Source organism: Anabaena subtropica FACHB-260 (assembly GCF_014697105.1).
Classification (GTDB): domain Bacteria; phylum Cyanobacteriota; class Cyanobacteriia; order Cyanobacteriales; family Nostocaceae; genus Trichormus; species Trichormus subtropicus.
Window position 1 is genome coordinate 22,789 of sequence record NZ_JACJRF010000015.1, and the last position, 23,183, is coordinate 45,971.

Annotated in this window: 14 protein-coding genes; 10 read left to right on the forward strand and 4 right to left on the reverse strand. The window is 42.9% G+C overall.

Annotated elements, in window-relative coordinates; genetic code table 11:
* Positions 1–8: 8 nt before the first annotated feature.
* The 7 genes from H6G18_RS11035 (at position 9) to H6G18_RS11065 (ending at position 17,059) form a co-directional block, all read left to right on the forward strand.
* Positions 9–5,345, forward strand: coding sequence for a type I polyketide synthase (locus tag H6G18_RS11035; protein WP_190407147.1), 5,337 nt, complete (start codon positions 9–11; stop codon positions 5,343–5,345).
* A gap of 95 nt (positions 5,346–5,440) precedes the next feature.
* Positions 5,441–7,162 (forward strand): SDR family NAD(P)-dependent oxidoreductase, encoded by a 1,722-nt coding sequence (locus H6G18_RS11040; RefSeq protein ID WP_190407148.1) that lies wholly within the window; start codon positions 5,441–5,443, stop codon positions 7,160–7,162.
* Between the two features lie 403 nt (positions 7,163–7,565).
* Positions 7,566–8,924: a beta-ketoacyl [acyl carrier protein] synthase domain-containing protein gene (locus tag H6G18_RS11045; protein WP_190407149.1), complete on the forward strand. Its 1,359-nt coding sequence runs from the start codon at positions 7,566–7,568 to the stop codon at positions 8,922–8,924.
* 89 nt (positions 8,925–9,013) lie between these two features.
* Positions 9,014–12,364 (forward strand): PfaB family protein, encoded by a 3,351-nt coding sequence (locus H6G18_RS11050; protein WP_190407220.1) that lies wholly within the window; start codon positions 9,014–9,016, stop codon positions 12,362–12,364.
* A gap of 134 nt (positions 12,365–12,498) precedes the next feature.
* Positions 12,499–14,157 (forward strand): PfaD family polyunsaturated fatty acid/polyketide biosynthesis protein, encoded by a 1,659-nt coding sequence (locus H6G18_RS11055; RefSeq protein WP_190407150.1) that lies wholly within the window; start codon positions 12,499–12,501, stop codon positions 14,155–14,157.
* Positions 14,158–14,176: 19 nt separating this feature from the next.
* Positions 14,177–15,697: a thioester reductase domain-containing protein gene (locus tag H6G18_RS11060; RefSeq protein WP_190407151.1), complete on the forward strand. Its 1,521-nt coding sequence runs from the start codon at positions 14,177–14,179 to the stop codon at positions 15,695–15,697.
* Positions 15,698–16,156: 459 nt separating this feature from the next.
* On the forward strand, positions 16,157–17,059 hold the full coding sequence (locus H6G18_RS11065) for an ABC transporter ATP-binding protein (protein WP_190407152.1): 903 nt from the start codon (positions 16,157–16,159) through the stop codon (positions 17,057–17,059).
* Positions 17,060–17,066: 7 nt separating this feature from the next.
* Here H6G18_RS11065 and H6G18_RS11070 read toward each other — a convergent pair whose 3' ends face one another.
* Positions 17,067–17,741, reverse strand: a complete 675-nt coding sequence (locus tag H6G18_RS11070; protein WP_190407153.1) for a tetratricopeptide repeat protein — start codon at positions 17,739–17,741, stop codon at positions 17,067–17,069.
* A 563-nt stretch (positions 17,742–18,304) separates the two neighbouring features.
* Between H6G18_RS11070 and H6G18_RS11075 the strand changes: the two genes are divergently transcribed.
* Entirely contained in the window at positions 18,305–18,631 is a 327-nt protein-coding gene (locus H6G18_RS11075; protein WP_190407154.1) for a YbjQ family protein, read from the forward strand.
* 345 nt (positions 18,632–18,976) lie between these two features.
* The gene (locus tag H6G18_RS11080) at positions 18,977–19,612 is read left to right on the forward strand and encodes a hypothetical protein (protein ID WP_190407155.1); all 636 of its coding nucleotides are present in this window, start codon (positions 18,977–18,979) and stop codon (positions 19,610–19,612) included.
* Positions 19,613–19,670: 58 nt separating this feature from the next.
* Here the strand turns inward: H6G18_RS11080 and H6G18_RS11085 are convergent, their stop codons facing one another.
* The 3 genes from H6G18_RS11085 to sufR form a co-directional block, all read right to left on the reverse strand.
* Positions 19,671–20,126 (reverse strand): YbhB/YbcL family Raf kinase inhibitor-like protein, encoded by a 456-nt coding sequence (locus H6G18_RS11085; protein WP_190407156.1) that lies wholly within the window; start codon positions 20,124–20,126, stop codon positions 19,671–19,673.
* 137 nt (positions 20,127–20,263) lie between these two features.
* A complete protein-coding gene (locus H6G18_RS11090) occupies positions 20,264–20,524 on the reverse strand; it encodes a hypothetical protein (RefSeq protein ID WP_190407157.1) in 261 nt (86 codons plus the stop codon).
* Between the two features lie 305 nt (positions 20,525–20,829).
* Entirely contained in the window at positions 20,830–21,513 is a 684-nt protein-coding gene (gene sufR / locus H6G18_RS11095) for an iron-sulfur cluster biosynthesis transcriptional regulator SufR (protein WP_190407158.1), read from the reverse strand.
* A gap of 225 nt (positions 21,514–21,738) precedes the next feature.
* Here sufR and sufB point away from each other — a divergent pair, with 225 nt between their 5' ends.
* On the forward strand, positions 21,739–23,178 hold the full coding sequence (gene sufB / locus H6G18_RS11100) for a Fe-S cluster assembly protein SufB (RefSeq protein WP_190407159.1): 1,440 nt from the start codon (positions 21,739–21,741) through the stop codon (positions 23,176–23,178).
* The last annotated feature ends 5 nt before the right edge of the window (positions 23,179–23,183 follow it).

Below are 23,183 nucleotides of genomic sequence, written 5' to 3' on the forward strand. Positions count from 1 at the left end.
TATGTCCTATGTCTGCTAATCCAATTGATAGTGCCTTAGCGGAGTTAGAAACCCAAATAAATAACTGCGAAAAGGTTTTGTTGAGGTGTATTGAGGAAAAAAAAATGAAATCAGAAAAACCAATGTCAATCAACAAAATTAATAGACAGCTACAACATAATCCTATCGCCATCATTGGCATGGCTTCACTGCTACCCGAAGCGAGAAATTTACGGGAATATTGGCAAAACATAGTTAATAAAATTGATTGTATCACTGATGTTCCCTCTACTCACTGGAGCGTAGAAGATTACTACGACCCCAACCCCAGAACCCCTGAAGATAAAACCTACTGTAAACGGGGCGGGTTTATTCCTGAGGTTGATTTTAACCCAATGGAATTTGGTATTCCTCCCAGCATTTTGGAAGTAACCGACGTTTCCCAACTATTAAGTTTAGTAGTTGCGAAAGAAGCAATGGAAGATGCTGGTTATGGCGATGCTCGTGAATTTAACCGCGATTTGGTGGGGGTAATCTTAGGTGTGGCGATGGCCAAGCAATTGGGTATGCCACTTTCCGCAAGGTTAGAATATCCAATTTGGGAAAAAGTCCTCAAAAACAGTGGACTTTCCGACGAAGACACCAAAAAAATCGTCGATAAAATCAAAAGTGCCTACGTCAAGTGGGATGAGAACGCCTTCCCTGGGATGTTAGCTAACGTTGTGGCTGGACGTATCGCCAACCGCTTGAACTTCGGCGGGATGAACTGCGTCGTGGATGCGGCTTGCGCTAGTTCCTTCGGTGCATTGAAGATGGCGATTAGTGAATTAGTCGAACATCGCGCCGACATGATGCTGACTGGTGGTGTGGATACAGATAACACCATCATGGCTTATATTTCCTTCAGCAAAACCCCAGCCGTATCTCCCAGCGATAACGTCAAACCCTTCGATGCAAAATCCGACGGGATGATGTTGGGCGAAGGAATCTGTATGATGGTGCTGAAACGCTTGGAAGATGCAGAACGTGATGGCGATCGCATTTATGCAGTCATCAAAGGTATTGGTACTTCTAGTGATGGTCGTTACAAGAGTATATATGCGCCCCGCAAGGAAGGACAAGTCAATGCCTTGCGCCGTGCTTATGAAGATGCAGGCTTCTCCCCCGCTACCGTTGGTCTGATGGAAGCCCACGGTACAGGGACAATGGCTGGTGACCCCACCGAGTTCGGTTCTTTAAGAGATTACTTTAGCGAACACGACAACAAAAAGCAGCACATCGCTTTGGGTAGTGTGAAATCCCAAATCGGTCACACCAAAGCGGCAGCTGGTGCAGCAAGTCTAATTAAAACAGCCTTGGCACTGCACCATAAAGTATTACCAGCGACAATTAACATCACCGAGCCTAACCCCAAACTCAACATTACAGAATCGGCTTTTTACCTCAACACCGAAACTAGACCTTGGATTCGCCCAGAAGGAGAAGCACCAAGAAGGGCTGGGGTCAGTTCCTTCGGCTTTGGTGGGACAAACTACCACGTAGTTTTGGAAGAATACGAAGCAGAACAAAATCGCCCTTACCGCTTACACAACAGCGCCAATGAAATCTTACTGTTTGCGGCTAACCCGGCGGAACTGCTCAAACAGTGTGAGGAAGTTTTAGGTAAGTTGCAATCTGATGGTGGTAATCAGCATTACTCCCAATTAGTTCAAGATTGTCAATCGGTGCAAATTCCCCAAAATGCAGCTAGGGTGGGCTTTGTCGCCGAGAATCTGCAAGAAGCTTGCAAGTTCATGCAAACCAGCATCGACTGGCTGAAGCATAAAGCTGGTGCAGCTAACTGGGAACATCCCCAAGGGATTTACTACCGTGCTTCCGGTATGGAATTAAACGGTAAAGTCGTCTCCCTGTTCTCCGGTCAAGGTTCTCAATACCTGGAAATGGGACGGGAACTGGTGATGAACTTCCCCACCTTGCGCCGTTTGTTCGGTTATATGGATGGGTTGTTGCTTCAAGATAACTTGCGCCCTCTGTCGGAAATTGTTTTCCCCAATCCTGTGTTTGATGAAGCCCAGAAAAACGCTCAAGTTTCTGCACTGCAACGTACAGAATACGCACAGCCAGCAATTGGGGCATTTAGCGCCGGGCTTTATTCTATCCTCAAACAAGCTGGGTTTAAGTCTGACTTTGTAGCCGGACACAGCTTTGGGGAAATCACCGCTTTGTGGGCTGCGGGTGTGTTGAGTGACGCAGATTATATGTACCTAGTGAAAGCTAGGGGTCAAGCAATGGCTGCGCCAGAAGACCCAGACCATGATGCAGGGACAATGCTGGCGGTGAAGGAAGACTTGAGCAAAATTGAACCCATCCTCAAGCAGTTCCCTCAAGTTAGCATCGCTAATTACAATTCTCCCACCCAGATTGTCTTAGCAGGGCCGACCGCCGAAATCGCTAAAGTCCGTCAAGCCTTACAAGCCCAAGGTTACGCGGCTGTACCCTTACCAGTCTCCGCCGCCTTCCACACCTCACTGATTGCTTTCGCCCAAAAATCCTTTGCGATCGCCACAAAATCAGTCCAATTCCACGAGCCGAAAATCCCTGTATTCACTAACGTTACAGGTAAGCCTTATCCCAAAGACCCCCAAGCGATTCAAAAAATCCTAGAAACTCACCTGGCTAACTCGGTGTTGTTCAAGCAGGAGATTGAAAATATCTATGCGGCTGGCGGTCATTGCTTCGTAGAATTTGGGCCGAAGCGGATTCTCACCAACTTAGTGAAAGATATCCTTGGCGATCGCCCCCACATCACCGTATCCTTGAACCCCAGCACCCAAAAGAACAGCGATCGCTCTCTGCGGGAAGCAGCCGTACAAATGCGAGTGATAGGGATGCAGTTACAAAACCTCGACCCATACCAAGCCCCTCCTGCACTACCACCAGCCGAGACAAAGAAAGGTCTGAGTGTCACCTTACGGGGTATCAACTACAGATCGGAAAAAACCAAAAAGGCGTGGGAGGACGCAATGAACGATGGGTTCAAAGTATCCCTACCCTCTGCACCTGTTACCCCCGCAATTTCTGAACCTGTAGCAGCAGTCAAAGAAAATAACGGTAACGGTAACGGACATGGCAAAATCACCCAACTACCCAAAATATTAGATAACTCTACTAGTCTCATAGCTCACCGACCTGAAATGAATGTGGCGATCGCTTCACCCAAACTAGTCGAAGAAAAGAAGATGCAAACACCAGAAAAACTGGACAACTACAAGCGCGTGCTAGAAAGCTTAGAGTACCTGACAACTCAGTTTCAAAAAAATCAAACTGAGAACCTGCAAGTTCATGGTACTTACCTCAACCATCAGATGGAATACACCAAAGCGTTCTTCCAACTGATGCAGCAACAAAACACCTTGTTTGCAAACGCCAAATCTTCCCAAGAAGCAGCCCAGCTTAAACTAGTGGTGATGGAAAGCCTAGAGCGTAGCATGGTGCAGTTTCACTCCCAACAAGGCGAAACCCTCCGCATCCATGAAAAATACCTCCAGGAACAGGTAGCTTATGCAAGAAACTTTTTTGAACTAATTCAACAACAATATTCTTTGGTGTTGTCTGGTGGAGTGAATACGCCAGTGACTGAAACACCAGTCCCAGAAGTTTCCGCCTTCACCATCGAAACACCCGTAATTGCTGCACCCGTCACTTCCACCCCTGAGCCTGTAGTCAAAAAAGACATCAGCATAGTTGATGCACCTGCACCGACAGCTTGGCAAATTCAGTCTGAACCTGTAGTTACTGCACCTGCTCCTGTTATTCCCACAACACCTGCGCCTGCTGCTGTCATTCCCACAATTGAACCTGTAGCTACCGCACCAGCACCCGTCATCCCCACAAGTGAACCAGTCGTTACAGCACCAATAGTCGCAAAAATTGCTGAATCCGCACCAGCACCAGCCATTAATATTGCTGACTTGGATAAAAACCTCCTAGCAATTATCAGCGATAAGACTGGCTACCCAGTGGAAATGCTGGAAATGGAAATGGACATGGAGGCAGATTTAGGGATTGACTCCATCAAACGGGTAGAAATCTTAGGCGGATTACAAGAAGTGTACCCCGACCTACCCAAGCCCAACTTAGAAGAACTGGCAGAAAAACGCACCATCGGGCAAATTGTCGAGTATCTGCAAGCTCAAGTTGCGATTAGCCAGACGGTAGAGGTAGCGATTCAACAAGCGCAACAAGTAACCGAGACACCAGCGCCAGTAGTCACTGCAAGTATACCTACACCAGCACCAGTAGTTGCACCTGAGCCAGTCGCCATCCCCGCAACACCAGAACCGGAAGCTGTCGCAGACACCACCGACTACGCAGACTTAGCGCAAACCTTACTCAACATCACTAGCGATAAGACTGGCTACCCAGTGGAAATGCTAGAACTCGATATGGACATGGAGGCAGATTTGGGGATTGACTCCATCAAACGGGTAGAAATCCTGGGAGCAATGCAAGAGACATACCCCAACCTACCCAAGCCCAACATCGAGGAACTAGGCGACCTCCGTACCATCCGGCAAATTGTTGACTACCTCCAGAAGCTGGTGGGAGGTGAAAAAAAAAAGTCTCAGTCTGAGTGCAACTGGCAGCCAGTCCAAATAATCGGCAACGTCCAACGCCGTCCAGCCAAACTCAAATACCTACCAACACCAGATAGCTTAGACTTTTCGTTACCAGAGGGACACATCTGTTTAATCACCGATGATGGTTCCCTCACCACCTCCCAAGTAGTGCAATCCCTAACAGAGCGTGGTTGGAAACTCGTAGTCTTAAGCTTCCCCTCATCCATCGTTCCCCAACAATCAGTCTTACCCGCCAGCGTCCACCGCGTCGCCCTCGCAGATATGAGTGAAGAATTACTACAACACAAATTATCTGCGATCGCCACCAACTACGGCACAATTGGCGCTTTCATCCACCTCCACCCAGCATTCTCCAATCAAGGGCTTTACTTACCACAAGAGAAAGCGATTGTCAAGCAAATATTTTTCATCGCCAAGTACCTGAAAAAATCCCTCACCGAAGCCGGACGCTATGAGCGTAGTTGCTTCCTCACCGTCACCCGCCTAGATGGAGCCTTTGGATTAGAGCATAACACCAATTTTGGGGCGATCGCTGGCGGATTATTCGGACTAGTGAAAACCCTAAGATGGGAATGGCCTAACGTATTTACCAGAGGAATCGACCTCAGCCCCACCATCAACCCCCAAAAATCAGCGCAACACATCCTTAACGAACTACACGACTCCAACCTCTATATCCCTGAAGTCGCTTACAACTCCCAAGGACGCTTCACCCTCATCAGCTAACCACTCCGCGTAACTTTGCGCTTACCTTTGCGTTCCTCTGCGTTATTTCTCCCCCACGCAGAGGAATAAACAAAATACTTTTACAACTCAAGTATATGACTACACTCACCCAAGTTCGCCCCGCATCAGTTTTTATTGTCAGTGGTGGTGCAAAAGGAATCACAGCTCAGTGCGTCATTGAACTAGCCCAACACCAACCTTGTAAATTTATTCTCCTTGGTCGCTCAGAAGTCATCGAAAACGAGCCAGATTTTGCTCGTGATTGTCTTGAGGAGCCAGTTTTAAAAAAAGCGATTATGCAGCACCTACTGACTCAAGGTGAAAAGCCCACACCCATGAGCGTACAGAAGGTTTATCACACAATTGTTTCCAGCCGAGAAATCAAAGCCACCTTACAGGTGATCGCTGCCACAGGTGCAACAGCAGAGTATATTAATGTTGACGTGACTAATGTCGCGGAGTTACAGCAAAAGTTAGCATCTGTCGGCAAGATTACAGGTATTATCCACGGCGCGGGTAATTTAGCCGATAAATTGATTGAGAAGAAGACAGACCAGGACTTTGAAAAAGTTTACACTGCAAAGGTGCAAGGTTTAGAAAACCTGTTGGCTTGTGTTGACCCCAAACAACTAGAGCATTTAGTATTGTTTTCCTCCGTCGCCGGATTTTATGGGAATATGGGGCAATCGGATTATGCGATCGCTAATGAAATCCTCAATAAATCTGCCCATCTAATCAAACAAAACAATCCCCAGTGTCACGTTGTCGCCATCAACTGGGGCGGTTGGGATAGTGGAATGGTGACACCAGAACTAAAAAAAGCCTTTGCTGAACGGGGAATTGATATTATCCCTGTGGATGTTGGCACAAAAATGTTAGTTAACGAACTCCATCCCAGTCACCGTGATTCCACTCAAGTAGTCATCGGTAGCCCCATCATCCCCCCACCAGGAAACCTAGACCCCCAACTACGCAGCTATCGCATCCGTCGCCGCATGACAGTAGAGGCGAACCCCTTCTTACAAGACCATGTAATTGCAGGTATTCCCGTATTACCTGCTACCTGTGCCATGTCTTGGATGATTAATGCTTGCGAAGAATTGTACCCAGGTTATAAGTATTTCCGTTGTCAAGAATTTAAAGTTTTGAAGGGAATCACCTTCAATCAAAATGTTCCTAAAGAACATATTTTAGAAATACAAGAAATTGCTAAACATGGTTCTGAATCTATCGAATTTCAGACCAAAATACTCAGCAAAACACCAGAAGGTAAAACCCATTATCACTTCAGCGCCCACATTACCATCGTCCACAAATCCCCAGAAGCACCATTTTATGAATCCCTAAATCTCACAGAAGATAACATCATTACCACCAGAGGTAAAGATTTTTATCGTAATGGAGATTCATCCTTATTTCACGGCCCATCTTTTCAAGAAATTACCAGAGTTTTAAACATTAATTCCGAAAAAATTACCGTTGAATGTTTGTGGAAAACAATCTCAGATGAAGCCCAAGGACAGTTTCCTGTCAGATGGCACAATCCCTACTCCACTGATATCAGTACCCAACCCTTATGGCTGTGGTTGAGTCATTTACATCAAGAAGTATGCCTACCCGGACAATTAACTCACTCAGAGCAGTTTCGCGCCATACCTTGCGATGAACCATTCTACGTTTCTTGCGAAGTTATCAGTAAAACAGCCACAGGCACAAATGCCAACATCATCTTACACGACAGCGAAGGAAAACTATTTTCCCGCATCTTAGGCGCAAAAGCCATCATTGCACCGATGAATTTACATAAACCAAAGTAAGAAATAAGGGAGATATAGCGTTTCCTAATCTACTGAAGTACTAGGTAAAATCTCTGCGCTTCTCTGCGTTTTCCAGCCTGCGGCAAGCCGAAAAAGCGTCTACAGCGCCCCTCTGCGTTCAAGAAGAATAAATCTGTACCTCACTTGCTTAGGAATTGCTATAAGGGCAATGATGTATATTACTCTAGTCCTAAACTCTCCCAAGTCTCGACTCCTGTGAGTAAGACAAATCTGAAAACAAAACCCTCAAAACATCCTAAATAGTTTAGGATTGCTATAGTAGGCCGATATTAATCAGCCTCATATCTTTGCTTGTCTGCGACTTAGTGAATCCTGTCCAGTTTGGGGAATAGCGTAAATCTAATAGTTCGTAATTCGTTATACCCTAACGAGGAAATTAGTAGTGGAAAAAATCGCCATCATTGGCTTATCATGCCTCTTTCCTGATGCTAACAATCCTGAGCAATTTTGGCAGAATATTAATGATCAGAAAGATTCGACATCATCTGTAACTGTTGAAGAAATGGGCGTAGATCCCACAATATTTTACGACCCGGTAAAAGGCAAGCCGGAAAAAATTTATTTCCTCAAAGGTGGATTTATTCGCAATTTTCAATTTGATGCTAGTGAATACAATCTGCCAGCAGAATATGTGGAAAGCTTAGATAATAGCTTCAAATGGTCGCTATATGCGGCTAAACAAGCAATTTTACATAGTGGTTATTGGGGAAATAAAGAAGTTCTCTCTAAATGTGGAGTAATTTTAGGGACTCTTTCTTTACCAACAAGGTTATCTAATCAATTAATTGCACCAATTTATCGTCAAACCATTGAACCTGCTGTTGCAGAACTTTTACAAAATCCAGATTTCCATCTAGCTGCTTTACCCACAGCAACTAAACCAGCTACACATAATGCCATGATATCTGGCTTACCAGCCGCGTTAGTTGCTAAGGCTTTCTCTCTATCAGCTAATCATTTCTGTATTGATGCTGCTTGTTCTTCAGCTTTTTACGCGATTAAATTAGCATCTCATTACCTGTGGACGGGTAAAGCTGATGTGATGTTAGCTGGTGCTATCAGTTGCACAGACCCTTTGTTCTTGCGGATGTTTTTCTCTGGTCTGCAAGCCTATCCAGAAAATGGAATTAGCTCGCCTTTAGATAAATCATCAAGAGGTTTGGTGACATCCGAAGGCATTGGAATGGTAATGCTGAAACGGTATAGTGATGCTGTCAGAGATGGCGATAAAATCCTGGCTACAGTATGTGGTAATGGTCTTTCTAATGATGGCAAAGGAAAGCATTTACTTAGCCCTAGTACGAAGGGACAAGTATTAGCTTTTGAACGTGCTTATCAAGAAGCCCAACTGAGTCCCCAAGCTATTGATTATTTGGAGTGTCACGCCACTGGTACTCTATTGGGCGATACCACAGAATTTAACTCGATAGAAACCTTTTTTGGAAAACACCAAACATCACCATTAGTAGGTTCAGCTAAAGCTAATGTGGGTCATTTATTAGTAGCTGCCGGTATGGTGAGTTTGACGAAGGCAATTTACGGCATGAATCATAATCAGATTGCACCAACTATTAATGTAAATGACCCTATAGGTTCGGCAAATAATGTGATTTCTGCCAAGAATATTGTCCGTACTCCCACATCATGGCCTCACAATACTGGAACTAAATATGTGGCTTTGAGTGCTTTTGGTTTTGGTGGAACCAATTCCCATCTGATTCTAGAAAAAGAAGGTTTGTAGTCAGCACTAAAGTGCTTTATCAATAAGGGCTAAAGCCCTTACTACAAACTTGTGGATTTATGTAACCTTGACAGGGTAATAGTAAAGTGATGTTTGAAACAGAAAATAACAACACTGCCAAAATCGCTATTGTAGGTATGGATGCCTTCTTTGGTGAGTGCAATAGCTTAGATGCGTTTGAGCGCAGTATTTATGACGGTAAGCAGCATTTCATTTCCCTACCGCTAAAGAGATGGCATGGCATTGATGAGCAGAAAGACTTGTTGTCAGAGTATGGTTTAGCTGACGGGAAAGCGCCTGTAGGTGCTTACATCAAAGAATTTGATGTTGATGCTCTCGCTTATAAGATTCCTCCCAACGAAGTTGAAAAATTAAATCCTCAACAATTGCTACTGTTGACAGTAGCCGATCGCGCCCTCAAAGATGCGAAGATTTCAGAAGGGGGCAATGTAGCCGTAATTATTGGGGCTGAAACAGAGTTATCTATACACCAGCTACAACAACGCTGGGATGCTTCTTGGCAAGTTAAGGATGGTTTGAACGCAGCAGAAATTACCCTACCACCAGAACAAGTTACTCAACTGGAAACCATCGTTAAAGACAGTATTCACCATCAAGTAGAGATTGGTGAGTATTTGAGCTGCATCACCAACATCATGGCTAATCGAATTTCCTCTTTATGGAATTTCACTGGCCCTTCTTTCACGGTAATGGCGGCAGAAAGTTCTGCTTTCAAGGCGCTAGAAGTGGCACAAATGCTGCTGATGACTGGAGAAGTGGATGCAGTGGTTGTTGGTGCGGTGGACTTGGCTGGTGGGGTAGAAAATGTCTTATTACGCAGTCAATCTGCGAAGATTAATACAGGCACCAATACCTTGAGCTATGACCAAAAAGCCAACGGTTGGACACCTGGAGAGGGTGCGGGTGTAGTTGTTCTCAAGCGTCATCAACAGGCAATTGAAAATGGCGATCGCATTTATGCTGTAATTGATGCTATTAGTATTGGACAATCCCACACAAATGTAGACGGAACAAGCATTAGCCAAGGCTGTCAGCAAGCTTTACAGATGGCTGGTGTCCAACCTGAGCAGGTGAAGTATGTAGAAGTTTGCGCCAGTGGGATTCCCCAGGAAGATGAGGCGGAAATCGCTGGTTTAGTCCAAGCTTATCCGTCGGTAGGTGATGGGCTGCACTGTGCAATTGGCAGTGTGAAAGCGAACATTGGTCATACTTTTGTGGCTTCGGGAATTGCCAGCTTAATTAAAACCGCCCTGTGTTTGTATTACAGATACATCCCCTCTACACCTAATTGGTCTGGTGTGAAGACTCCCCAAGCCTTTGAGGGTAGCCCTTTCTATGTAGCTACAGAATCTAGACCTTGGTTCCTCAGCAAGAACGCCTCACGACGGATTGCGGCGATTAATGGGATAGGGTGTGATGGTAGTTATGCCCATGTCATCTTGTCGGAAGAAACCAGTGAGCAAGAGCGTCCGAATAAATATTTGGAACAGATGCCTTTTTATCTGTTCCCTGTAACGGCTGATGACCGTACCAGCCTTGTAGAGGCTTTGGATAAGCTACAAAAGTGTATTGCTGAAAGTGCTGCTTTATCTAATAGTGCCAGTCAAGCCTTCAACACCTTTGAACAGCAATCCCAAGCACCTTACGCCATCTCAATTGCTGGGCGGAATAAGAAAGAACTCCTCAGAGAAATTGAATCGGCTCGTAAAGGTATTAATGCGGCGTTTGACAAAGGTACAGATTGGCAAACACCTGTAGGTAGTTACTTTACAGCCAACCCACTGGGTAAAAAAGGTGAAGTCGCTTACGTCTATCCGGCGGCGGTAAATTCTTATGTGGGTATTGGGCGTAATCTTTTCCGTCTCTTTCCCAAACTCCACGACAACCCCTTTGTACAGAGTATTTACAAACGGGCTGCTGATGTCGAGAGGCTGGTATTTCCTAGAAGCTTGAATAAGTTAACCACCAGACAGTTAGAACAGCTAGAGAAGAAATTACTCAATGATTCTCTGGCGATGTTTGAAGCGGAAATGTTCTGCACCAAATTGCTCACAACCATTATTCGGGATGATTTTCAAGTCCGTCCGAAATATGTGTTTGGCTATAGTTTGGGTGAAACCAGCATGATGGTTGCTCAAGGGGTGTGGAGCAATTTTTATGAGGGTAGTAATTCTTTCAACTCCTCGGCGTTGTTTGGTGATAGGTTATCTGGGCCGAAAAACGCAGTGCGTGAGTATTGGGGATTACCAAAAGCTGCCACAGCTTCAGGTGATAATTTGTGGGGTAATTATGTGCTGATGGCTAGTCCTGTACAAGTGCGGGATGCTATTAGAAATGAAACACGGGTTTATCTGACACAAATTAATACACCAGAAGAAGTATTAATTGCAGGTGAGCCTGCGGCTTGTCAAAGGGTGATCAAAACTATAGGCTGTAATGCTTTTCCGGCTCCATTCGATCATGTGATTCATTGTCAAACCATGCGATCGGAGTTTGATGAACTAGTAAAATTAAATACTTTACCGAGTCAGGATATTTCCGGCATTGTATTTTATTCTGCTGCCCAATATCAAACTATCACCTTGGAGAGGGAAAATATTGCCCGTAGTATCGCCACAGGGCTATCTCAAGAATTAGATTTCCCCAAACTAGTTAACCGCATCTACGACGACGGGGCAAAAATCTTCGTAGAAGCTGGTGCTGGTAGTGTTTGCTCGCGCTGGCTTGATAAAATCCTCGAAGATAAAGAACACATTACCATATCGCTGAACCGTCGGGGTTTAGATGACCATACTTCTTTTATCAAAGCCTTAGCTAAACTCGTCAGCCATCGAGTAGCTGTGAATTTATCGCCACTATATAGTCCAGTTACAGAAATTAGTCAGCTAAATAAAGTCATGCTGCGGACTGTAACTTTAGGTGGTGATGCAATTACAGGTAAAATCCTCAGTGCAGAAAACCGTCAGCTATTTCAAGAAATTGCCGAGAAATTCAAACAAGAAAGCGCCCAGAGACAACAGCAACACGATATTTTAGGCATAACTTCACTGAAGTTACCACAGGCATTAGCTAATAGTGCAACTCTACCCCAGCCTGTAGAAAACTCCCCAGAAAATATCATTGAACACGTTTTAGAGCCAGAAGAACAACTAAAATCTTCTGAGTTAACCGCAACTCAACCCACAACGCCACAAGATTTTTCATCATTAATTACCACCGATATCGAATTTGCAACCATCATCAATATGTTGGAATTAAATAAAGCTCAGTATCAAAAGCTGAATGCAAACAATGCGCGGATAACGCAAAATCACACAGCCTTCTTAAAAGCCAGAGAAGATTTTAGTAAGCAATTGAGTGAAATTATTCAATTACAAATGGTTTGTGCTGAAGATTTATTGCAGGAAGAAGTGAAATAGTTAAACAATCATCGTTTGTAGTAAGGACTTCAGTCTTTAATTTTCAGGACTAAAGTCCTTACTACGAACATCTATTTCCAATTGTCATGAGCCAGTAGGTAGTAATTAATTGCTAATCGTGCGAGGGAACGACTGTGACCACTGTTGATGCGCTGATAAATAAATATGATAATGGTCTAGGATTTTCTGCCCAGAACTCATATCAAAATCTAGTTTGGAAAGGTTCTTTAGACTGCATATCTTTTGAACAAGTAGCCATAAAAAATAAATTAATGGCTTTAGATAAACCTTGTTACATTGTCAAAGTTGCTGGCAAAATTGGTGTAACAAATGACGGTTATTTAGCTCCTGCGGAAATTGGCATCACAGGACAAGTAGAACTTTTAACATCTCTATCATCTATCCGCATTCAACAACTGGGCGACCCTACTTTTCTCTCATTTTATGGCGTACAGTCTGCCTATATGACTGGTGCAATGGCTGGGGGTATTGCTTCGGAAGAAATGGTCATTGCTTTAGGTAAACAGAAAATTTTGGGTTCTTTTGGTGCTGGTGGTTTACCTCCAGAACGTTTAGAAATAGCTATTAATCGGATTCAACAAGCTTTACCCAATGGCCCCTACGCCTTCAATTTAATCCACAGCCCCAATGATATGGCAATTGAGCGCCGGGCTGTGGATTTATACCTCAAATATGGGGTGACAACTGTAGAAGCTTCGGCATTTTTAGATTTAACTGCCAACATCGTTTATTATCGGGTGGCAGGATTAAGTTTAAATGATGCCAATCAAATTCAAATTAAAAATAAAGTCATTGCGAAAATTTCTCGCCGGGAAGTAGCGAGTAAATTTATGCAACCAGCACCAGCCAGAATTATCAAAGAATTGCTGGAACAAGGGTTAATTACTGAGTTGCAAGCAAAGCTTGCTGCTAACGTACCGATGGCTGATGATATCACCGTTGAAGCTGATTCTGGCGGTCATACAGATAACCGTCCCTTGGTTTGTTTGTTACCTTCAATTATTGCTTTACGGGATGAAATTCAAAGACAATATAATTATCCCCAACCGATTAGAGTAGGTGCAGCCGGTGGAATTGCCACACCAGAATCAGCTTTAGCAGCTTTTATGATGGGCGCTGCTTACATAGTAACTGGTTCGGTAAATCAAGCTTGTATTGAATCGGGTGCTTGTGACCATACCAAGCAATTATTAGCCCAAGCTGAAATGGCTGATGTAATTATGGCTCCCGCCGCCGATATGTTTGAAATGGGAGTGAAATTACAAGTCCTCAAACGTGGGACAATGTTCGCTATGCGGGCGCAAAAATTGTATGAATTGTACCGCAATTATGACTCAATTGAAGCCATTCCTCAAGCTGAAAGAGAGAAATTAGAAAAACAAGTTTTCCGGAAAACAATTGCTGAAGTTTGGGAAGGGACGGCGGCTTATTTATCTCAGAAAAATCCAGAGAAATTAGGTAAAGCAGTTAACAATCCTAAGCTAAAAATGGCGTTGATTTTCCGTTGGTATTTAGGATTATCTTCCCGTTGGTCTAGTTCCGGGGAAAAAGGTAGAGAAGTTGATTATCAAATTTGGTGCGGCCCGGCGATGGGTGGTTTTAACGACTGGGTGCGTGGTTCTTATTTGGCAGAAGCAAATAATCGGCAAGTTGTGGATGTTGCTCATCACATTATGACTGGGGCAGCATTTTTATATCGCATTCAAAGTATGAAAATTCAAGGAATGCAAATACCTGATTACTACTGTCAATATCACCCAGTTCGTTACTAAATAATTTGGAGATATCAAAATGAGTCTAAAACAAAATTATAGTGCAGCAGATATTCAAGCTTGGATGGTGTCTCATCTAGCTGAATTATTGGGAGTAGATAGTGATGAAATTGATGCTACCGTCAATTTAGAAAGCTACGGTTTGGATTCAGCCCAGGCAATGACTCTAGTGAGTAAACTAGAGCAATTGCTAGGTTTTCAACCATCACCTTTGTTGTTGTGGCATTACCCAACTATTGAATCATTGTCTGGGCGTTTGGCTGAAGAATTAGAGGAATTATCTGAGGGAAAAGATACAGATTCTCCTAGTTCTAATCACACCCCTGATACACCTGTCCTCGATTTACAAGCTGAAGTAGTTCTTGACCCCACAATTCATCCTGGTGGTGCAATTCCTGTTGATTTTCCGGTGACTCAACCGAAGAAAATATTACTCACTGGTGCTACAGGGTTCTTAGGTGCTTTCTTAATTCGGGAACTGCTACAAGAAACTCAGGCTGATATATATTGTTTGGTACGTGCTGCTAATACTGAAGCAGGTAAGGCTAAACTGCAAACTAATTTAGAAGGTTATGCAATTTGGCAGGAAGAATATGAGTCGAGAATTATTCCTGTTGTGGGTGATTTAGCTGAACCGTTGCTGGGTTTGAGTGGAACACAATTCCAAACTTTAGCAGCAGAAATTGACACTATTTATCATAGTGGTGCTTTGTTGAATTATGTTTTCCCTTACTCGGCTTTGAAAGCTGCGAATGTATTGGGAACGCAAGAAATTTTAAGATTGGCTTGTCAAATTAAAGTCAAGCCTGTGCATTATGTTTCCAGTGTGGCGGTGTTTGAATCACCTATCTATGCTGGTAAGGTAGTGCAGGAAAGTGATGATTTTAGTCACTGGGAAGGTATTTTTCTAGGCTACTCCCAAACCAAATGGGTAGCAGAAAAATTAGTGAAGATTGCCAGCGATCGCGGTTTACCTGTTACTATCCATAGACCACCCTTAATTTCTGGAGATAGTGAGACTGGTATCGGTAACACCCACGACTTTATTAACTTGATGGTCAAGGGTTGTCTACAAATGGGATGCTTCCCGGAAGTAGAATATATGCTAGATATGTCTCCTGTAGATTATGTCAGTAAAGCGATCGTGCATCTATCGATGCAGAAACAATCGCTAGGTAAAGCTTTCCACTTGCAACACCCAGAACCAGTATCTTTGAGTGTTCTAGTTGATTGGGTACGCTCTTTCGGCTATGACATTAAAATGCTGCCTTATGAAGAATGGCAAGCAGAGTTAATTCAAAATGCCACTTCTGTAGACAATCCCCTATACACCTTGCGTCCCTTCCTCTTAGAACGCTGGTCTGATGAACAACTCACCATTCCCGATTTATACCTCAAAGCCAGAAGGCCCCACATTAGCTGTCAAGATACCCTCAAAGCACTAGCAGGTAGTTCTATTAGCTGTCCGCCGATTAATGGCACATTATTTATGACTTACACAGCCTACTTGATTCAAACTGGTTTCTTGACCTTGGCTTAGTGGAACAGATAGAGGGAATGATGGAGATGTAGCTTTACCTTTCTGTAGAGTGAATAATTAGTAAAATTTTATCAAGAAAGGCAGCTATGCTGAAGGAAATTCTGCTTCCTGCTCTCTGCCCTCCCTTATCTCTTCACTTTCTGATTTCATGCGTGTAACCCGGTTTCTATGAGAAACTGGGTTTTTCCTGTGGGATGATAAATTTTGTATTTTTTAGTTCATAGTCCTTGGTGAATCTTTTTCATCTCCCCCACTCCCAATACGGTTCGGATAAGCAGGGGGTGCAGGGGAGGGAAGAGAGTTATTATTAAGCAATTTCTCTTCCCCTGCTTCTATTCTCCCCCTGCACAAGAACAGCTCGCCTCAACAGATAACTCTGTTAACCGAACCGTATTGCCCCCACTCCGTCATAAATATGAATGGTAGTGTAGATAAGGAAATTGTGTCACCAATTTACTCATGACTGCTGCTGTTCTTCTCGAAAACATCTACAAATTTTACAACAACGTCCCTGTAGTCAATGACTTGTCATTCAACATCGAAGCCGGAGAAATATTTGCTCTCCTTGGCCCGAACGGTGCAGGAAAATCAACCACAATTCGGATGCTGACTACACTGACAAAACCATCCCAAGGACGGATGGAAGTAGCCGGATATGATGTAGCTCGTCAACCCATACTAGCAAAGCAGAGTATCGGCGTTGTTTTGCAGCAAATTAGTGTAGATGGTGATTTAAGTGTGTGGGAAAATATGGAGCTACATGGCAGGCTACATCATATCCCTAACCCACAGCGACAGCAACTAATTAATCAATGGCTGGAGTATGTCGAACTAGCAGACAGACGGGAAAGCTTGGTAAAAACCCTGTCTGGTGGGATGAAACGACGATTGCAAATAGCTAGAGCTTTATTGCATCAACCAAAAATCTTGTTTTTAGATGAACCGACAGTGGGACTAGACCCCCAAACTCGTCGCCGCCTGTGGGAAATTATTCGGGATTTAAATAAACAAGGAATGACGATGTTACTAACTACTCATTACATGGATGAGGTGGAATTTTTATGTAATGCTTTTGGCTCTGCTAAACCAGGACGCATTGGTATTATGGATGGTGGTAAACTAATCTCTTTGGGAACTTTAAAACAATTGCGTTCTGCTCACGGTGAAGGTCTAGTCATGAAACAGTTGAGCGTTACCGACGCAGGTAATGATAGTTCACGAGGCTGGGAATATTTATTTTTTCCTTCTTTGGAAGAGGCAAACATTTATCTAAATCAACAGCCAGATAAAACGGGAATGATGGTACGTCCTTCTAATTTAGAAGATATTTTTGTCGAGTTAACAGGACGGCAATTAAATTAATTCAGCCTTATAACTGCTGAAGCATCGCCTCTACCCTAGCTACGCCATCTGCATCATTGCGCCTTTGATATAAGTCACGGGCTTTTTGCAGCAGATTACTTGCTTGTTTGGTTTGTCGTCGTTGTTTATACATCGCCGCCATAAATTCGTAAGTTTGAGCATTGTTCTTGTCGAGGTTAATTGCTTGCTCAAATGCCCAATTAGCAGCTTTGAAGTCGCCCATCCGAGATTGAGTGATGCCTAAGCCGACATAAGCGCTAACATTGTTGCGGTTCAATTGGATAGCACGGCGGTAAGCTTCTTTTGCACCAGGAGTATCTCCCATGTTGCCTTTGATGTAACCTACTGCATAGAAAAAATCACTATTATTTGGGTTAATGGCGATCGCCCGACGGTATGATGCTAGTGCTGCCTGAAAATTTCCCTGTTGAGCGTATAAATACCCAATTCCCGAATGGATTCTGGCATTTTTGGGTTCCATAGCAGCAGCCTGTTGATAAACTGCGATCGCCCCATTATAATCACCAGCATCTACTAGCCTCTTGCCATCTTCCAACAATCGTTTTAATTCTGCGCTATTAGCCTGCACAATCAAAACCTGAGCTTGGGCTACTGAGGGGATATTCGCAACACAACAGCCTAATAACAGCACACCCAACACGAATGATATGCGTTTGTACACAGTAATTTTCCCTAAATTATAGTGAACTTTTTTCTTGTTCATTAAAACAAAAAATTTGATTTTTGAAAACTGTATTTATCCCTCTTTACAAAATATTAATAATCAGTAAATTTAACTAAAGGGTTCAATACAAAAAGCCTAGAAAATATACTGAGTTAATTATTGGTGATTTAATAGGTTGGTAACAAGGGTTAAAGTCCTAATTTGTTTAGACATAAAACTTCTTAGACAAATCCTGTAAGCTAGTTGTAAAAAAGGTTTTATAGTAGATATATTTTCATTTTAGGTTGTCGGATTTTCTCCTGAAGCACTGTTTTGAGAATACGATTGCTGCTCAAATGAGGTTAGTAAGTAGAAAAGATAAACGAGGGAGAGATTTTCATCCTCTGTTTGTGTAATTCTTCTGAGTAAATTCTATAGGACTCCTAGATAATTTTTGTTGACTTAGCTGCGCTATGGGCTGACAAGATTCGGTCAATATCTATCCTCCTTCACTCTCTCCTGACTACAGCTTGATAGACTAGTAACTAGGTTCGCTAGTCAGCAATTTATGAGGAACAGTGATGATTGTAACTACAACAGATGTAATTCAAGGTGCAGTGATTGATTCCTACTTAGGTATTGTTACCGCAGAAGTTGTTTATGGTAGTAATTTTCTGCGAGATTTTTTAGCTAGTATTCGTGACGTTATTGGTGGTCGTACTGGCAGTTATGAACGTCTATTTGAGCAGGGACAACGTAAAGCTATAGAAGAATTGGAACTCCGGGCGCAACGTTTGGGAGCGAATGCTGTCATCGGCATTGAAATAGACACCGGCACAATTAATGTTGACCAGTCAGGTGTTTTATTATTAATTACTGCGACAGGTACTGCTGTGAAAGTACGTTAAAGTGGATAAATTCCTCATTTACAGGGTCTTTATTAATGAATGATGGGTAATTTTTTGCCTATCATTACTCATCATCAACTATGAAAATATTTTTAATTACTAAATATAATGGTCATATTCAGAAAATTTTTTAAGTAAACTTAATCTAAAAAATAGACATTTTTATTTCGATAAAGATAAATTAATTTCTATAAATGGAATCTATTTATTATTACCGAAGATAGATCAAATAACTCTTTCTGTTGATAGATATTAAAATCCGTAATTAGCCATTTAATTTTAACGTAAGCATAAAAATAAGAGAACACTTTACCTAAGTTAAAGTAGCAAGGAGAAAATAGACTTATGTCATACGTAAATCGAGTAGGCGACGATGTGATTCAGCCCGAATCGGCAGTAGTTGGAAGAGTAAGTGATTACCATGACCGTGTTCGTTGGGGTCCTATAATTTCTGGTGTATTAGTTGCTTTAGCTACACAATTAATTTTGAGTGCCTTGTTTAGCGCAATTGGCACTGGCACAGTTGCCGATTCAGGCGCACCTAGAACAATTGCTCCTGACGTTGCCGGCAATGTAGGACTTTGGTCAACTATTGCTTTGTTGCTTTCCTTATTTGTTGGTGGTTGGGTAACATCTCGCGCCTGTGGCCCCATGAACCGGAATACAGCACTACTCAACGGTGCAATTTTGTGGGCGACTACTTTAGCACTTAGCTCATGGTTATTAGCCAGTGGAGTAACAGGTGCTTTTGGTATAGCCGCTTCCAACGCTGGACAAGTTATCAACCAAGTACAACAACCAGGTACTGGCGTACCACAAAACGTCCCCAATGTCACGGCTCAACAAACTCGTGAAATTGCTGCTGCTACTTCTAAAGCTTTATGGTGGTTTGTATTTGGCTCTTTATTAGGTCTAGTTGCCTCGTTAATAGGTGCGGCGGCTGGAGTTCGCAGTCCTAGAACTAACCATTACAACGCTTAATAAATAAATACTGTGGAATCATTTTTGAAAGCACCTCCGATCAGGTGCTTTTTGTGATTTAACTGCGTTTGTATTTTCCCATTAATTGTGCGATCGCCAATACATGGCCTTTCATTGCAGCCAAAACTTGATTTTTAGTTGCACCTACTGGCAAACCCAACTTTTTATCTAACGCATAAAGTTGGAAAAAGTAGCGATGAGTACCACTAGGTGGACACGGGCCGCCATAACCTAAATTGCCAAAGTCATTTTTACCATGCACTCCTCCATTAAAAAGAGTTTTCACCGGTGAAATTTGTTCTGGTAACTCGTTGACCGTAGCAGGAATATCATAAATTACCCAATGTACAAATGTTCCTCTAGGTGCATCAGGGTCATCAACAATTAATGCTATACTTTGTGTTTCTCTGGGAACTTCATTCCAAGTTAATGGTGGGGAAATATCTACACCATCACAGGTATATTGCACAGGAATTAAGCCATCAGCATCAAAGGCGTTACTTTCTAATTTCATGGTTTTCACCTCCTAATTTAATGGACTTTACTTAGTTGGGGCTTGGGGAATGGTGAAAAACTTAAAATGTAGTCTTTTCAGCTATGTTATGGTTTTTGACTCACAATATTTCGTCTAATTTTAAAAAATTAAGAGCTTCACCACTTTAAATATGATGCTTCTATTCCTTGCTCTCTTCTAATTTTACCGTCGTTTTCAAACCAAGAAATAACTTGCTGGGTTGTTAAATCTTCTATAGGAACACCATATTCTTGGGCAATATGCTTCAAGAGTTTGAGTGAAGAAATGGTTAATCTTGTTAAGAATTTCTCAGGGGATGACAAAAGAGCGGTGTCTACTTTTGCTGATTCTTCTAAGGTGAGGAATTGGGTTGAGGGTTGCTGTGATGGTAAATCCATAGAAGTATATAAAAGCCAATATTGGGTAATTATATAGCTAGCAGGAAAAAGGTTGTAGGGGAAGAAACATTTTTATCATAAATTCAAAAGTTTAAGACCTTTAAGTCTACACTTAGTCTTAGTTGAGTTGGGGTAAGAGTCCCTAAATCCAACTGTCTTTATTTTTGTAGCGCTGGCACTTGCCGTAGAATATTTTGAATATTGAATTGTTAATGTTGGTGTATTTAGTCCATGATTGGGCTAATTGGTAAAAGCTTTTACTAATTGGTTATGATTCATGACCTAAACTGAATTGGAAAATAGATTTATATATGAGATGTTTGTTTACGGGCTTGAACTAGATAGCCGCAACGATGTTCGCCGTTGATCTGCCAATGGGTACGCTCGACTGTACAATCTGGGAGGACGGCGGCGAACATTTCTAGTTCATGTCCGCAGACGCTGGGAAATGACTCAGCAACATTGGAAATTGCACAGTTATGTTCGATGAAGATAAATCTTTCTTCCTCTGTTGAGTCAGAGGAATCTACAGGGTAATATTCTGCCATGAAGCCTTCAGCTTTTCGCAGTTCGACTAAGGTAGCTACCCGTTCTTGCAGGGAACCATTGCCTACACGATCGCGGTATTCTTGGGCTTTACGCTCCCACTGTTTCTGTAAAATAGTCTTGAATTGGTCGTGTCCTACGGTTTCGGCTAGGGTATCTAATAAGGATACGGCAAAATCACCGTGGCGATCGCTCACATTTTTGTGCAGACGTTCTCTTCCTTGGCGGCTTAATTGATAAACGTGCTGCGGTCGCCCCATCCCCGCTTGCACTGTAGTTGAATATACAACTAATTCTTCCGTCTCCAAATCTTTGAGATGACGACGAATTGCTTGGGGACTGACATCTAAAACATTAGCTAGGTCAAGGGCTGTTGCCTGTGAGTGTTTCCAGAGATACTCTAAAATCTCTTGTTTAGTTGAGGCTTGCTGAGTAGTCGCCATCTTTTTCTAAAAATTTTTTGAGAAAATTTGACTTTGACAACATTGTTGTTGTTAATCTAGCGTAAAATGGAGATACATTAAACAACGTCAATGTTGTTTTACTCTCCACCCCCATTCTAACAGCCGTGTCACCACTCAGTAATATGAGATGAGATTCGGCTAGAACAAAGCCCGTCTCCCATCCTTATCAAGAGATTCAGTACCGAACACGAGAGAACACTACCAATGAGTGCCACTGTCAAAACCTTAGTCAACCAACCTTACAAGTACGGCTTTGTCACCGATATTGAAGCCGACACTATCCCCCGTGGACTCGATGAAGATGTTGTCCGCTTGATTTCTACCAAGAAGAACGAGCCAGAGTTCATGCTGGAATTTCGCCTCAGAGCGTTCCGCCAGTGGCAAAAAATGACGGAACCAACTTGGCCTAGTGTCAAGTATCCGCCAATAGACTATCAGAATATCATCTATTACTCAGCGCCGAAAAAAAAGAAGGCAAAACTCAACAGCTTGGACGAAGTTGACCCCACCCTCATAGAAACCTTCGAGAAGCTGGGTATTCCCCTATCTGAACAAAAACGCTTGGCAAACGTTGCGGTAGATGCGATTTTTGATAGCGTTTCTGTCGCCACTACATTTAAAGAAAAACTTGCCGAGGACGGCGTAATTTTCTGCTCAATTTCCGAAGCCTTACAAGAACACCCAGAACTAATCAAGAAATATCTGGGTAGCGTTGTTCCCATTGCTGATAATTACTTTGCAGCCCTCAACGCGGCAGTATTTAGTGATGGTTCTTTTGTCTATATTCCTAAAGGCGTAAAATGCCCAATGGAATTGTCTACCTACTTCCGCATCAACTCTGGTGATACGGGACAGTTTGAGCGGACTTTGATTGTCGCCGAAGAAGGTAGCTATGTTTCCTACCTCGAAGGTTGCACCGCACCTATGTACGACAGCAACCAACTCCACGCTGCTGTGGTGGAACTCGTGGCTTTAGATAACGCCGAGATTAAATATTCCACAGTGCAGAACTGGTATGCGGGTGATGCTAACGGTAAAGGTGGTATTTATAACTTCGTCACCAAGCGCGGTTTGTGTCAAGGTGTAAATTCTAAGATTTCTTGGACACAGGTAGAAACTGGGTCTGCTATTACTTGGAAGTATCCTAGTTGCGTATTGGTTGGTGATAACTCCGTTGGTGAATTTTACTCGGTGGCGCTGACAAATAATATGCAGCAAGCCGACACCGGGACGAAGATGATTCATATCGGGAAGAACACCCGTAGCACAATTATTTCTAAAGGAATCTCTGCCGGTCAATCTAGTAATAGTTACCGGGGTTTGGTGAAAATCAATCCCACAGCTAAAGGCGCACGGAACTATTCTCAGTGTGACTCTATGTTAATCGGTGATAATGCCCACGCTAATACTTTCCCTTATATTCAAGTGCAGAATAATACGGGGAAGGTGGAGCATGAAGCTTCTACTTCCAAGATAGGGGAAGATCAGCTATTTTTCTTTGCTCAACGCGGTATTTCTTCGGAGGACGCTATTTCTATGATGATTAGCGGTTTCTGTAAGGATGTGTTTAATCAGTTACCTATGGAGTTTGCGGTGGAGGCTGATAAGTTGTTGAGTCTGAAGCTGGAAGGTAGTGTTGGTTAGGGAGT

Bases quoted from the DNA above. Each gene is read 5' to 3' on its own strand.
- H6G18_RS11060 (WP_190407151.1), top strand. From the start codon at position 14,177: ATGAGTCTAAAACAAAATTATAGTGCAGCAGATATTCAAGCTTGGATG.
- H6G18_RS11050 (WP_190407220.1), top strand. From the start codon at position 9,014: ATGTTTGAAACAGAAAATAACAACACTGCCAAAATCGCTATTGTAGGT.
- H6G18_RS11035 (WP_190407147.1), top strand. From the start codon at position 9: ATGTCTGCTAATCCAATTGATAGTGCCTTAGCGGAGTTAGAAACCCAA.
- H6G18_RS11075 (WP_190407154.1), top strand. From the start codon at position 18,305: ATGATTGTAACTACAACAGATGTAATTCAAGGTGCAGTGATTGATTCC.
- H6G18_RS11085 (WP_190407156.1), bottom strand. From the start codon at position 20,126: ATGAAATTAGAAAGTAACGCCTTTGATGCTGATGGCTTAATTCCTGTG.
- H6G18_RS11065 (WP_190407152.1), top strand. From the start codon at position 16,157: ATGACTGCTGCTGTTCTTCTCGAAAACATCTACAAATTTTACAACAAC.
- sufB (WP_190407159.1), top strand. From the start codon at position 21,739: ATGAGTGCCACTGTCAAAACCTTAGTCAACCAACCTTACAAGTACGGC.
- sufR (WP_190407158.1), bottom strand. From the start codon at position 21,513: ATGGCGACTACTCAGCAAGCCTCAACTAAACAAGAGATTTTAGAGTAT.
- H6G18_RS11080 (WP_190407155.1), top strand. From the start codon at position 18,977: ATGTCATACGTAAATCGAGTAGGCGACGATGTGATTCAGCCCGAATCG.
- H6G18_RS11090 (WP_190407157.1), bottom strand. From the start codon at position 20,524: ATGGATTTACCATCACAGCAACCCTCAACCCAATTCCTCACCTTAGAA.
- H6G18_RS11040 (WP_190407148.1), top strand. From the start codon at position 5,441: ATGACTACACTCACCCAAGTTCGCCCCGCATCAGTTTTTATTGTCAGT.